The organism is Chromatiales bacterium (genome assembly GCA_020445605.1).
Taxonomy (GTDB): Bacteria; Pseudomonadota; Gammaproteobacteria; order JAGRGH01; family JAGRGH01; genus JAGRGH01.
In genome coordinates this window covers 110,755-123,873 of sequence record JAGRGH010000063.1, presented here as the reverse complement: position 1 = coordinate 123,873, position 13,119 = coordinate 110,755, and the positions used below count along the sequence as shown (strand labels likewise).

14 protein-coding genes are annotated in these 13,119 nt (G+C 63.9%); 6 read left to right on the top strand and 8 right to left on the bottom strand.

Features of this window, described 5'->3' with window-relative positions:
- Positions 1-39: 39 nt before the first annotated feature.
- Positions 40-1,185, top strand: a complete 1,146-nt coding sequence (locus KDG50_15965; GenBank protein MCB1866914.1) for an MFS transporter — start codon at positions 40-42, stop codon at positions 1,183-1,185.
- A 19-nt stretch (positions 1,186-1,204) separates the two neighbouring features.
- Here the strand turns inward: KDG50_15965 and KDG50_15960 are convergent, their stop codons facing one another.
- Positions 1,205-1,858 (bottom strand): 2OG-Fe(II) oxygenase, encoded by a 654-nt coding sequence (locus KDG50_15960; protein ID MCB1866913.1) that lies wholly within the window; start codon positions 1,856-1,858, stop codon positions 1,205-1,207.
- 210 nt (positions 1,859-2,068) lie between these two features.
- Here KDG50_15960 and KDG50_15955 point away from each other — a divergent pair, with 210 nt between their 5' ends.
- A complete protein-coding gene (locus KDG50_15955) occupies positions 2,069-2,560 on the top strand; it encodes a hypothetical protein (GenBank protein MCB1866912.1) in 492 nt (163 codons plus the stop codon).
- Between the two features lie 139 nt (positions 2,561-2,699).
- On the opposite strand, the gene phbB (KDG50_15950) is transcribed toward KDG50_15955, so the two are convergent.
- The 5 genes from phbB (KDG50_15950) to KDG50_15930 form a co-directional block, all read right to left on the bottom strand.
- Positions 2,700-3,455, bottom strand: a complete 756-nt coding sequence (gene phbB / locus KDG50_15950; GenBank protein MCB1866911.1) for an acetoacetyl-CoA reductase — start codon at positions 3,453-3,455, stop codon at positions 2,700-2,702.
- Between the two features lie 3 nt (positions 3,456-3,458).
- Positions 3,459-3,845, bottom strand: a complete 387-nt coding sequence (phaP, locus tag KDG50_15945; GenBank protein MCB1866910.1) for a TIGR01841 family phasin — start codon at positions 3,843-3,845, stop codon at positions 3,459-3,461.
- A gap of 296 nt (positions 3,846-4,141) precedes the next feature.
- Positions 4,142-4,612, bottom strand: coding sequence for a polyhydroxyalkanoate synthesis repressor PhaR (gene phaR / locus KDG50_15940; GenBank protein MCB1866909.1), 471 nt, complete (start codon positions 4,610-4,612; stop codon positions 4,142-4,144).
- Positions 4,613-4,738: 126 nt separating this feature from the next.
- Positions 4,739-5,461 carry an acetoacetyl-CoA reductase gene (phbB, locus tag KDG50_15935; protein ID MCB1866908.1) on the bottom strand — a complete coding sequence of 241 codons (723 nt, stop codon included), beginning with the start codon at positions 5,459-5,461 and terminating at the stop codon, positions 4,739-4,741.
- A gap of 90 nt (positions 5,462-5,551) precedes the next feature.
- The gene (locus KDG50_15930) at positions 5,552-6,733 is read right to left on the bottom strand and encodes an acetyl-CoA C-acetyltransferase (protein ID MCB1866907.1); all 1,182 of its coding nucleotides are present in this window, start codon (positions 6,731-6,733) and stop codon (positions 5,552-5,554) included.
- A gap of 133 nt (positions 6,734-6,866) precedes the next feature.
- Here KDG50_15930 and phaE point away from each other — a divergent pair, with 133 nt between their 5' ends.
- Positions 6,867-7,928, top strand: a complete 1,062-nt coding sequence (gene phaE, locus KDG50_15925; protein MCB1866906.1) for a class III poly(R)-hydroxyalkanoic acid synthase subunit PhaE — start codon at positions 6,867-6,869, stop codon at positions 7,926-7,928.
- A gap of 15 nt (positions 7,929-7,943) precedes the next feature.
- On the top strand, positions 7,944-9,011 hold the full coding sequence (locus KDG50_15920; protein ID MCB1866905.1) for a class III poly(R)-hydroxyalkanoic acid synthase subunit PhaC: 1,068 nt from the start codon (positions 7,944-7,946) through the stop codon (positions 9,009-9,011).
- Positions 9,012-9,345: 334 nt separating this feature from the next.
- On the opposite strand, the gene KDG50_15915 is transcribed toward KDG50_15920, so the two are convergent.
- Positions 9,346-10,353 (bottom strand): LysR family transcriptional regulator, encoded by a 1,008-nt coding sequence (locus KDG50_15915; GenBank protein ID MCB1866904.1) that lies wholly within the window; start codon positions 10,351-10,353, stop codon positions 9,346-9,348.
- A gap of 126 nt (positions 10,354-10,479) precedes the next feature.
- On the opposite strand from KDG50_15915, the gene aceA reads away from it, so the two are divergent.
- Both aceA and KDG50_15905 read left to right on the top strand, forming a co-directional pair.
- Complete coding sequence (aceA, locus tag KDG50_15910) at positions 10,480-11,784, top strand: isocitrate lyase (protein ID MCB1866903.1); 1,305 nt, start codon at positions 10,480-10,482, stop codon at positions 11,782-11,784.
- Between the two features lie 26 nt (positions 11,785-11,810).
- Positions 11,811-12,239 (top strand): rhodanese-like domain-containing protein, encoded by a 429-nt coding sequence (locus KDG50_15905; protein ID MCB1866902.1) that lies wholly within the window; start codon positions 11,811-11,813, stop codon positions 12,237-12,239.
- 23 nt (positions 12,240-12,262) lie between these two features.
- Here KDG50_15905 and KDG50_15900 read toward each other — a convergent pair whose 3' ends face one another.
- Complete coding sequence (locus KDG50_15900; GenBank protein MCB1866901.1) at positions 12,263-13,099, bottom strand: sterol desaturase family protein; 837 nt, start codon at positions 13,097-13,099, stop codon at positions 12,263-12,265.
- Positions 13,100-13,119: the final 20 nt, after the last annotated feature.

Here is a 13,119-nt window from a genome sequence, read left to right as displayed (position 1 = left end):
CAAGTCGGCCGATCAAGTCCCGTCGGCGACTGACCATTCATGGGCGCGCGTAACCTCGCCATCGTCATCTACTGCACGATCGTCGGTTTCGCGGTGCTGTATGCGCCGCAGCCGTTGCTGCCATTGCTTGCAAGCGAATGGGGACGCTCGACCGGCGACCTTGCGCTGCTGACCACGGCAACGATGATTCCGCTGGCACTCGGGCCCCTGCTGTACGGCTACGTGCTCGAGCATGTCTCGACTCGACTGATGCTGACCGTGGCATTCAGCGTGCTGACCGTCGCGCAGTTCTCGCTGGGGCTCGGTCCGGACTATCCGCTGTTTCTGGCGTTGCGCACGCTCGAAGGGCTCATGCTGCCGGCGATCTTCACGGCGCTGATGACCTACAGTTCGGCCGCCGGCGGGCCGGGGCGCACACGACGCAACATCTCGATCTATATCGCCGCGACGATCGTCGGCGGTTATGCGGGCCGGGTGCTGAGCGGCATCCTGACCGATCTGTCGGGCTGGACGATCGCGTTCCAGTTCTGGTCGGCGAATGCGCTCGTCGCGGCGTTTCTGACCACGCGGCTCGCGTCCGATCCACGCATTCGTCTGGGCAAGGTGCGGTTTGTCGAGATCCGAGCGCTTGCGAGCCGGCCCGTCTACGCCGAAGGTTTTGCCAGCGCGTTCCTGCTGTTCTTCGTGTTCGCGGCGCTGCTGAATTTTCTGCCGTTCCGCATGCGTGAGAACGACCCCGCCATCTCGCAGAGCGCAATCGCGCTCGTCTACACCGGCTATCTCGTTGGCGTGGTCATCGCGCTTGCATCGCTGCGGATCATTGATGCGTTCGGCGGCGAGCGGCGCACGCTGGTGGTCGGCAGCGTTGTGTACTTCATCGGCACCGCCGCGTTTGCGTTCGGTGGCAACGGTTTCGCGTATTTCGCGATGCTGATCTTCGCGGCCGGCATGTTCACACTGCACAGCGTGCTGTCGGCGTTTCTGAATCACCTGGAAACCGAGCGCAAGGGGCTGGTCAACGGGCTGTACGTATCGAGCTATTACACCGGCGGTGCGCTGGGTTCGTATCTGCCCGGTTTTCTGTATCAGGGCGCTGGATGGGGTGCGCTGGTATCGCTGCTACTGACGCTGCTTGCGGTGCTGACGTTTCTGAGCGTGAAGCTGCGCCACACGGCCCGTCCCTGAGCCGGAAAGACCGCTGTGCCTACCGGGCCGGATCGACCCGCGCTCCAGTCGAGCCGTTGACCCGAAACCACCCGGCGATGGAATGCCGCGTGCGTTGCGTGGGCAGCACCTCGTGTGCAAACACTTCGCTGAGGAACGCGACCAGGGTGCCGGCGATTGGGGAGATGCGCCGACCCTCGCTTGATCCGTCGGCATAGAGCACCAGTTCGCCGCCGTCGGCGGGCTCCCACTCTGGATTGAGGTACAGAACCGTCGAAACGACGCGGTTCGACTCGCCATGCAGCGCATCGACATGGCGCGTGTAAAAGGCGCCTGGTTCGTAGCGCGCGTAATGCGCCTCGTGTTCGAACAGACCCAGGAACAGCCGTTCGTTGATCGCGAGTCGCAGGCATTCCATTCGCCTGAGCCAGGCCTGGTCCGTCGGGTCGTCGGCTTCCATCCAGGCGACACGGTCGGTGCGCACGCCGTTGTTCACCTGCTGCTGTTCGCCGCGTCCAATCGCGGCGCGGTTGTAATCGTCGATCGCCAGCGCACGCAGCATCAGTGGCTGCCAGTCACTGGCGGGCAGAAAATCGGGAACGACGATCCAGCCAGTCGTTTGCAGTGCACGAACGATGTCGTCGAGCTGCGATCCGGTGGCCGATGATTCGAGGGCGCTGGAAGCCTGTGGCATACATGAAAATGCAGGGACGGCGGCGAGCGATATACCCCGGCCGTTACGACTTGTACACCAAAGTTTTTTTATGTCCCGGCGCAGGGCGTGGGGCGGGCATTGCGGTCCTTGCCGGGTGGATTGTTGCGGTGCTAGCGTTTGCGCCGCGGCGATCAGCGATCGTTCCGCGACTGATGTTTGTCGTATGACTTTCCCGAAAGGAGACGGACCATGTTTACGCAGTGGTGTCGGCCGTTGCCGATGGCCGGGCTGGTGTTCGGTCTTGCCCTGATCGTCCCGGGTGCCGGCGCCCTGGCCGCCGGCAGTGCAACCGGTCACTACGTGGGCAACGGGCGCGATGCGAAGCTTCCCAATGTCAGCGTGATCAAAAACGACGGCTGGGAGGGCAGGAAGGGCTGGACGATCATCGCCAGCGAAAAGCCTTCCGGCGGCTCGAAAAAGCCGGACTTCGACGCACAGTTTGGAAAGTTGGGCGATGCGCTGGTGCTGAGCGTCACCGAGGACGGCGAGCTGTTCTCGGCGCAGATCTGCCATCAGGCACTGAAGCGGAGCGGGTTTTCGTCCAGCGGCACGATCAAGGTGAACGGCTTCTCGATGAAGGGCGGCGAGGTGTCGGCGCACTTCACCACGGACGGCGAGCGCTCGTTCTTTGACGACAAGTGGTCGGTCGATCTCAAGATCAACGCGCCGCTGCCGAAGTAGCGGGAAACCGGGCAAAAAAATCGCCGCCGGCGAACCGGGTCCGGCGGCGTCGCAAGGTGCGAGGAGGAGGGAATTCGTGCGTCGCGACCGGCCGGCCAACGCCATGCGTCGGCAGGCCTTCAGATCGCGACGGGTCGCCTCAGCAGCTCATGAACATCCCGCCATTGACCGGCAGGTTCACGCCGGTGATGTAGTCCGAGTCGCCGGAAATCAGGAACGCGACGGCGTTGGCAATGTCGTCGGGCGTGCCCATGCGGCGCAGCGGAATGCCGGCGACGATTGCGTTGCGGATGTCATCGGGCATGGCGGCAGTCATCGGCGTGTCGATGTAGCCCGGCGAGATCGCGTTGACGGTCACGCCCTTGGTCGCGACTTCCTGCGCCAGCGACATCGTGAAGCCAAGCATGCCGGCCTTCGCCGACGAGTAATTCGTCTGGCCGAACTGGCCTTTCTGGCCGTTGACCGACGAGATGTTCACAACGCGCCCGAAACCACGGTCGACCATGCTGTCGATCACGTGCTTGGTGACGTTGAACACGCTGTCGAGATTGGTCGACAGCACGGCACGCCACTGCTCGGGGTCCATTTTCTTCAGCGTCTTGTCACGCGTGATGCCGGCGCCGTTGACGAGAATGTCCACGGGGCCGAGTTCGGCGCTGACCTTGCTGATCAGATCGCGGCAGGAGTCGAACGAGCTGACATCAACGGGGGCGATGTGGACGTCGGCGCCGGCCTCGCGTTCCGCGGCCTGCCAGGCCAGCGCCTGGTCGGCCTCGGCCGGATGGTAGGTCGCGACCACGCGATGGCCTTCCCTGGCCATCCGACGGCAGATCGCGGTGCCAATGCCCCCGATGCCGCCCGTGACCAGCGCGACGCGGGTCACCGGGGCTTCCATGCTTCAGGCCGCCTTGCGGACGGCGCTGACGGCCTTGTCGACGACCTGGTTGGCACGCGCGGTGGCGGCTTCGACTTCCTGCTCGACCACGGCGCGAACCTGGTCGAAGGTCTCGGTCGCAAGCTCGACGAACGCACGGCTGGCGGCCAGCGAACGGGCGCTCAGGGCCTCGAACAGGCGCACCTGCTGGGCGACGACGTCCTGCGCGGATTTCGCCTTCGCGGCGGCCTGCAGAAACTCGACCTGCGCCTTCATAACGTCGTCGGCGAGTTCCATCTGGGACTGCACCAGCTTGCGGCTGGCCGTCAGGTTCACACCGGCGAGCTGCTTGGCAGCGACCGCCGCATTTTTGCTGACCGTGTTAACGGAATCGAACATTTCATTCATCATGGCAGTGTCTCCGGTTAAGTGGATTCGGTTACCTTGTTGCCTTTGTGCAGTGCAACATTGTTGCAGTGCACAATAGCGGTACGCGGGGACCCTGTCAAGGGGTTTTGGGAAAATATTTTTGCACCGCAGCAAAAAATCGTGCGGGCAGGGGATGGGGCCGAATCTGCGGGATCGCGCCCGGGGCAGGCCGGTCTAGCGTGGGACCTGACCGTGTCGCTCAACCACCCGGGTAGGTTGGCTATCAGGCCGGGTGGCGGGTCGGAACCTGCCCGACGCCGGGTCGGGCGTTCCAGGCGCTACGGCTTGCCGGAATCCTTCTTTGTGCCGGAATCGCCGACGCCGGCGGCGTTCAGCCACTGCCGCTGGAGGTCCTGCCACAGTTCCATGTTGCGCATCGCGAGATCGCTCATCGCGCCCATGGGCGTGCCGGACAGCGCCCTGGAGACCTGCGATTGCTGTTCGCTGAACAGCTCCATGCTGCGCTCGAAGAACCCGCCGAACAGCTGCTGAACCGAATCGCCGTAGACGCGGATCATGCGGGCCAGCGCGTCGGCCGTGAACAGCGGCTCCCCGCCGGATTCCTGTTCGAGGATGATCTGCAGGAGCACGGCACGGGTGATTTCCTCGTTGGTCTCGGAATCAATCACGCGGATGTCCACGCCCGAGCGCACCAGGTCGCGCACCTCGTGCAGCGTCACGTACCGGCTCTGCATCGTGTCGTACAGGCGCCGGTTCGGGTACTTCTTGATCAGATGTGGCTCGGCCACCGGGAAGCTCCTCAATCGTGACTATTGAGGATTCTAATCCATTTTCGCTGCATCGCAACATTCCGGGCTTGCAGGGGGTTGGGTACCCGGGCATGTCCATACGCCCGGGCGGCGCCGGGCGGCGCCTCAGTACATGTGCTGGCCGCCGTTGATCGACAGGGTCGAGCCGGTGATGAAGCCGGCGTCGTCCGAGACGAGGAACAGCACGCCGCGTGCGATTTCGGAGGCCTCGCCGAGCCGGCCGACCGGGATGCGCGCGACGATCTTCTCGAGTACTTTCTCGGGCACGGCACGGACCATGTCCGTATTGATGTAGCCCGGGGCGATCGCGTTGACGGTGATGCCCTTGGCCGCGCCTTCCTGCGCCAGCGCCTTGGTGAAGCCGTGGATGCCGGATTTGGCCGCCGCGTAGTTGACCTGCCCGTACTGGCCGGCCTGGCCGTTGACCGAGCCGATGTTCACCACGCGGCCGAAACCGCGCTCGCGCATGCCGTCGATCACCGCGCGACAGGTGTTGAAGCACGAGGTCAGGTTCGTCTGCAGCACGGCGTTCCACTGTTCGAACGTCATCTTTTGCAGCGTGCCGTCGCGTGTGATGCCGGCGTTGTTGATTAGCACGTCGACGGGGCCGACGTCGCGCTCGATCTGTGCGACCGCAGCCTGAACGGCCTCGAAGTCGCCGACGTCGAACTTCTGGGTCTTGATGCCGGTGCGTTCGCTGAAGGCGCGCGCGGCGTCATCGTTGCCGGCGTAGTTCGCGACCACGGTATATCCAGCGTCGCGCAGTGCCAGCGAGATCGCCTCGCCGATGCCACGGGTCCCGCCCGTGACCAGAGCCACTCTTGCCATGTTCATTGCCTCCTCGTTTGGTGTCGTTGTTGAAAGGGTCGGAACGAAGGCCAGCGTTGCGACCCCGTCCCGACCGGAAAACGCCCGATTCTAGCGCTCGATCGCCATGGCGACGCCCTGTCCGCCGCCGATGCACAGCGTAGCAAGTCCCTTGTGCCCGTCGCGCTTCGCCAGCTCGTGGATCAGGGTGACCAGCACACGTGCGCCCGAGGCGCCGATCGGGTGTCCCAGTGCGATGGCACCGCCGTTGACATTCACGCGGTCCAGCGACCAGCCGAGATCGCGGTTCACCGAGATCGCCTGCGCGGCGAATGCCTCGTTGGCCTCGACCAGATCCAGATCGGCGACTTCCCAGCCGGCGCGCTCCAGGCACTTTTTCGACGCCGGGATCGGGCCGGTGCCCATGATCGCCGGATCCACGCCGGCGCTCGCGAATCCGCGAATGCACGCCAGTGGCTTCAGGCCAAGCGCCTTGGCACGCGCCTCGCTCATGACGATCACGGCCGCCGCCCCGTCGTTGAGACCCGATGCGTTGCCGGCGGTCACACAGCCGGCCGGGTCGAACGCCGGGCGCAGTTTGCCGAGCGATTCGGCGCTGGTGCCGGGGCGCGGGAACTCGTCGCGATCGAACACGATCGGGTCGCCCTTGCGCTGCGGGATCGAGACCGGAACGATCTCGTCGGCGAAGCGGCTGTTTTCCAGTGCCTCACCCGCACGCCTTTGCGATTCGGCCGCGAAGGCGTCCTGATCGGCGCGCGAGATGTCGAACTTCTTCGCGATGTTCTCGGCCGTGATGCCCATGTGACAGCTGTTGAAGGCATCCCACAGGCCGTCGACGATCATGGTGTCTTTCAGCGCCCAGTCGCCCATGCGCTGGCCGTTGCGTGAATTCGGCACCACGTGCGCGGAGCGGCTCATGTTCTCCTGACCGCCGGCGACGACGATCTCGGCATCACCACAACGGATCGCCTGCGCGGCGAGGTGTACGGCCTTCAGCCCGCTGCCGCACACCTTGTTGATGGTCAGCGCCGGCGTGGTGTGCGGGATGCCAGCCGCCATGCTGGCCTGGCGTGCGGTGTTCTGGCCTTCGCCGGCGGTCAGCACATGGCCGAGAATGACCTCGTCGACGGATTCCGGGGCGACACCGGTGCGTTCGAGCAGGGCGCGGATGACGGTGGCGCCGAGTTCGTGGGCGCGAACGTTCGCCAGCGCACCACCAAAGTTTCCGATCGCCGTGCGACCGGCCGCGACGATCACGGGTACGTCGTTCATGAGACTCCTCCGACAATGTTTCAGGGTGGGATTCAGGCCGGGTCCGGCCCGGCCGTTGTTTTGTTGCAGTGCACAATTCTGGCTGCTATGCTGCGCTGCGTCAAGTCCTGAAAACGAATTCCTGGAGTGAGCGATGGCGGCGAATGCTTTTGGTAACGAGTGGCTGGACCTGCAGCGGCGCTACTGGGGCCTGATGCAGGAAATGGGCAGCGCGGCGCTCGGCGATGCTGGCAAACCGGCCGCGGCGCCGGCCAACCCGTGGCTGGACATGTTCGAGCAGTGGCGCCGTGCGGCCATGCCGCAGTCCGGTGTGGCGGGCGATCTGTTCGGTCGTGTCGTCGATCAGGGCAAGGTGTTCGACAACCTGGCGCGGGTCTGCAACGAGGGCTTCCAGACCGCGATGAATTCCGGTGAGCAGGCGCAGGCCGCCTGGTCCAAGGCGATCGAGAAGGGCTTCGAACAGCTCCGCGAGGGCGTGGGCCAGACCGGAGGTCTCGATCGGGTGTTTTCATTCTGGACGGCGCCGGTGGCCGAATGGCAGAAGCAGATGCCGGCGATGCCGGCGATCACCGATCTGTTCATGCAGCCGGGCAGCGGCCCCTGGTCGCAGATGACCGCCGACGGCTGGTATGCGAATACCGCGCGCTGGCTGAACACGCCGGGTCTGGGTCTCAGCCGCGAGCGTCAGGGGCAATGGCAGCGCGCGGTCACGCTTTACATGGATTATCAGCGGGCATTCCTGGAATTCACCGCGCTGTTCAAGGACTTCGCCAGCGAGACCGCGCAGCGGCTACAGACACGCATGACCGAAGAGGCCGTCGCGCAGCCGGACGGACCGTGGTCCACCGCGCGCGGTCTGTATGGGCTGTGGGTCGACGCGGCCGAGGCGGTCTATGCCGAGATCGTCACCACCGACGCGTATCAGGCCGCGAACGGCCGCATGATCGACGCGCAGATGTCGTTCAAGCGCGAGATGAACCAGCTCGTGGATGCGAGCCTGCACCAGCTGCATCTGCCGACCCGCGCCGATTTCGACTCGCTCGCCCAGCGCGTGCAGTCACTCAAGCGCGAGAACCGCGCGCTGATCCAGCGCATCGAGGCGCTCGAAGGGCAGTCGCGCGATGAGCCGAAGGCGGAAAAGAGGCCGGCGAAAAAGAAGTCCGCCGGCGGCAAGTCGAAGAAAAGCAAATCCTGACGGAGTGAGCCTGAAATGACGAACCCGAATGCAAACGGCGCGACCATGATTCAGGAAGTCGCCGAGTTCAACCGCAAGCTCGCCGTGGGCCTGAAAAACCTGAGCGAGCTCGATGAGATCAGCACCGGCGTGAGCACGCGCGAGGCGGTGTTTCGCGATGACAAGGTGACGCTTTATCGCTACGCGACGCCGGCCGGCGTCAAGCGTTCGAAGGTGCCGACGCTGGTCGTGTATGCGCTTGTGAACCGCCCGTACATGACCGATCTGCAGGAAGACCGCTCCATGATCCGCGGACTGCTCGAGGCCGGGCAGGACGTCTATCTCATCGACTGGGGCTATCCGGACGCGGCCGATCGCTGGATCACCCTCGACGACTACATCAACGGATACATCGACAGCTGTGTGGATCACATCCTCAAGGCGCATGGCCGCAAGGACATGAACCTGCTCGGCATCTGCCAGGGCGGCACGCTGAGCCTGTGCTACAGCGCGCTGCATCCACGCAAGGTACGCAACCTCGTGACCATGGTCACGCCCGTCGACTTTCAGACGCCGGACAACCTGCTGAGCCGCTGGTCGCAGTGCCTGAACGTCGACCTGCTCGTCGATACGCTCGGCAACATTCCGGGCGATCTCATGAACGCGACGTTCCTGTCCATGCAGCCGTTCCGCATGGCCGGCCAGAAGTACATCGACGCGGTCGATCTCATGCAGGAGCCCGACAAGCTCAAGAACTTCATGCGCATGGAAAAATGGATTTTCGACAGCCCCGACCAGGCCGGCGAGGCGTTTCGTCAGTTCATCCGTGACCTGTATCAGCGCAATCTGCTGATCAAGGGCGAGCTGAAGATCGGCGCGCGCACCGTCGATCTGGGTGCGGTCGACATGCCCGTGTTCAACGTCTACGCCGAGAAGGACCACCTCGTGCCGCCGGCCGCATCGTTGGCCCTGCGCAAGCACGTCGGCACGAAGGACTACCGCGAACTGGCGTTCCGCGGCGGCCACATCGGCATCTTCGTCAGCGGCGGTGCAATGGCGCAGGTGCCGCCGGCGATCGGCGAGTGGCTGGACAAGCGCGGCTAGCAGGCTGTTGAAATTTTAATTTCAACAGCCTGATATCGCGAGACAGGGACGTCGCGCCCGAAAATCGAACACCCAAGTGTTCGATTTTCGTGAGCAACCGAAAACCGCGCTTTTCGGTTGCGATGTTGAAAAGGCCATGGACGGGCCTTTTTCAACAACCTGCTAGTGCCTCGATTGCCCACGGTGCGCGGTGCGCACCCTAAACGGAACACAAACCCCGGCACACGTAGGGTGCGCACCGCGCACCAAGGGACGGTTGGGCTGGGTTCGTGTCGGTGCGTGGCACGCACCCCTGGTAATGAGTCAGAAGTGTTTTTGTCGCATGACGGAATCTTCAGCGTATTCCAACGCTGCGATCGTTCTGCGTGGTGCAGGTGCCGCGAGCGTCGTCGGTCGCATCGTCCTTGATGTTGTGGGTTTCGCCGGTTGCCTCGAAAAAGTGCGGGTCCATCATGTCGATGAAACGGCGCGCCTGTGGTGACAGAAACCGGCCACGACGGGTGACGATGCCGTAGTCGCGCTTGGGGAAGTAGCGCGACAGCGGGATCACTTCCAGGTCTTCATCGCCGGTCAGGCACAGATCGATGACGATGGAAACCCCCAGTCCGTTCTCGACGTATTTCTTGACGACCTCCCAGCCGCCGGCCTCCAGCGCGACCTGGTAGGTCGCGTCGTTCTGGTTGAACACGGTGTCGACAATGCGCCAGGTGCTCAGATGCCGCGGCGGCAGGATCAGGCCATAGGGCGAGATGTCGGCGAGCGTCAGGGATTCGAGCTTCGACAGCGGATGCCCGCGCGGGGTGATCAGCACCGGCTTGTAGGTCTTGAGGCTGCGGTAGCAGACGTCATCGGGCACATCGATGAACGAGCCTACGGCGAAGTCAACCTCGTCGGCCCGCAGCATGACCATGCCGTCGCGTCCGGTGACGTTCTGCAGCTTCACGTCGATGCCCGGGTATTCCGCGACGAACTGCTTGATGGGCTCGGGCAGTAGATAAAGGATGGTCGCCTCGCCGGCGGCGATCGACAGCTGGCCGCTTTCGAGCCGACCGCAGTGGGCGTAGAAGGTCTCCTGCAACTGGTCGATCGCTTCGATCAGCGGGCGAGCCAGTTCATAGAGCACCTCGCCCTCGGGCGTCAGCTTGATCGACGGGCCGCGGCGCTCGAACAGGGTCGTCGAGAACTCCCGCTCCAGGGCCTGGATCTGTAACGAAACGGACGGCTGGCTCAGGAACAGACGCTCCGCGGCCTTCGACACCGTGCCGGCCTGGGCCGCGTGGACGAACGCACGCAACTGCTTGAGCCGGTTCTGTTTGTAGTAGGGGGGCTTGGGGTCGGTCATGGCTTGGGCGACTTGAATTATTGGAATGTCGCTATAGTCTAGATTAAAAAGATTGGAATGATAAATACTTGGCCCTTCGGTAGGCTCGGGCGCATCGGAAACCGTCGAACTGATTGAGAGGTCACCGTGACAACTTCCAACTCCGAACTTCAGGCGCAGTCGCTGCAAAAGTCCTGGCAAACGGACCCGCGCTGGGCGGGCGTCGAGCGCGGCTATTCCGCTGCTGATGTCCTGCGTCTGCGTGGCAGCATCAAGATCGAATACACCCTTGCGCGCCTGGGTGCGGCAAAGTTGTGGCGACGTCTGCACGAGGACGATTACATCCACGCGCTGGGCGCGCTGTCCGGCAACCAGGCCATGCAGATGGCCAAGGCCGGGCTGAAGGCCATCTACCTGTCGGGCTGGCAGGTCGCAGCCGACAACAACAATGCGTCGCAGATGTATCCGGACCAGTCCCTGTATCCGGCGGATTCCGTGCCGCGTGTGGTCGAGCGGATCAACAACACGCTGATCCGTGCCGATCAGATCGAGTGCGCGGAAGGCGGTGCGAAGGTCGACTACTTTATCCCGATTGTCGCCGACGCCGAGGCCGGTTTCGGCGGCGTGCTCAATGCCTTCGAACTGATGAAGGGCATGATCGCCGCGGGCGCGGCCGGGGTGCACTTCGAGGACCAGCTGTCGTCGGCGAAGAAATGCGGCCACATGGGCGGCAAGGTGCTGCTGCCCACTCAGGAGGCCGTACAGAAACTCGTCGCCGCGCGGCTCGCCGCCGACGTGCTCGATGTTCCGACCGTTCTCGTCGGGCGCACCGATGCCGAAGCCGCGAACCTGCTCACCAACGATGTCGATGATCGCGACAAACCGTTCTGCACCGGCGACCGTACGGTCGAGGGCTTTTTCCGTACCAAGCCTGGCATCGATCAGGCCATCGCACGCGGGCTCGCCTACGCGCCGTATGTCGATCTGGTCTGGTGCGAGACCGGCAAGCCTGATCTCGAATTCGCCCGCAGGTTTGCCGAGGCGATCCACAAGCAGTATCCGGACCAGCTGCTGGCCTACAACTGCTCGCCGTCATTCAACTGGAAGAAGAATCTGGACGACGCGACCATCGCGAAATTCCAGCGCGAGCTGGGTGCGATGGGCTACAAGTTCCAGTTCATCACGCTCGCCGGATTCCATGCGCTGAACTATTCGATGTTCGATCTGGCCAGTCGCTATCGCGACCAGGGCATGACGGCCTACGTCGAGTTGCAGCAGGCCGAGTTCGGATCCGAATCGCGCGGCTATACTGCGACCAAGCACCAGCGCGAGGTCGGCGCGGGTTACTTCGACACGGTGACGACCGTCGTCAGTGGTGGGCTGTCCGAGCTGACTGCACTGTCGGGCTCTACCGAAGAGGACCAGTTCGACAAGAAGGCGGCCCGCGGTTAACCAAGCGCCCCCGGAGGGCGACAGCGATGAGCAAGGCGAAGATCGTCGAAATCGGGCCGAAGCAGGCCTGGGAGCTGATCCAGGAAGATCCACGCGCCGTGCTGATCGACTGTCGCTCGGAGATGGAGTTTCTGTTCGTCGGTCATCCCGCGGGTGCGGTGCATGTGCCGTGGATCGACGAGCCGGACTGGAACGTGAACCCGAACTTCGCGCGCGAGGTGCGCAAGGTCATGCTCGGTGGCATCGTCTGCGAGCCGGACGATGGCTGTGCGCCGATTGTGCTGATCTGCCGCAGCGGCAAGCGTTCCATGGAGGCCGGTCGCGTGCTGCTGGAAGCCGGCTTCAAGCGTGTGTTCAGCATCAACGAAGGTTTCGAGGGCGAACTGGACGACCACCATCACCGTTCAACGGTTGGTGGCTGGAGATTCCACGGCCTGCCGTGGGAGCAGTGCTGAGACCCCTGCCGGACCGCGTTCCTTCAGGCCGTGCGCTGGCCCTGCAGTGAACGTTCGCGCGGCCAGGTAAACGGCATCGCCAGCAGCTTGAACAGGGTGATTTCGCGCGGTTCGCGGAAATACTCGAGCCCGGCCACGAGATCGAGCTGACCCTCCCAGGGGCGCGTGCGGTACGTGCCGAACAGACGATCCCACCAGGGAAACACATTGCCGAAGTTGCGGTCGGTCTCCACGCGCTCGCGCGAGTGGTGAATCCGGTGCATGTCCGGCGTGACGATCAGCCTGCGCAGGCCGCGATCGGCGGCATCCGGAATACGCACGTTACCGTGATTCAGATACTGCACGGTGTGTGAAATCGCCTGCACGACGATCCACACCGCAAGCGCAGGCCCCAGCACCCAGCCGACCACCAGCGCAACCATTGTGCTCAGGATGACTTCCAGCGGGTGATGGCGGAAGTTGGTCGAGAAGTCGATCTCGACATCCGTGTGGTGAATCGCGTGGATGCGCCACAGGGGAGCCCACAGGTGTTCGATGCGGTGCTGCCAGTAACCGACAAAGTCGCTGATCACCAGCAGCGCCGCGCACTGTGCCCAGAAGGGCAGTTCGAGCATCCTGAACAGGCCCACGCCGGTTTCGGACCCGGCCCACAGACCGGTCGACAGCGCCGCGGCACGCAACGCGAAGGCGACGCCCTCGTTTACGGCGAACAGCGACAGATTCGTCATCCAGCGCTGCACGAGGTGCTGGCCTTCAGGCCGGCGCGGGGCCAGCGATTCCCACAGCGCGACTAGGATCGCGCCGCCGATCCAGCCGAACAGCGCCAGCCAGATCAGCCAGGGTGCGTTGGGGTCCGTCACTCCAAACCTCGCATGCGCTT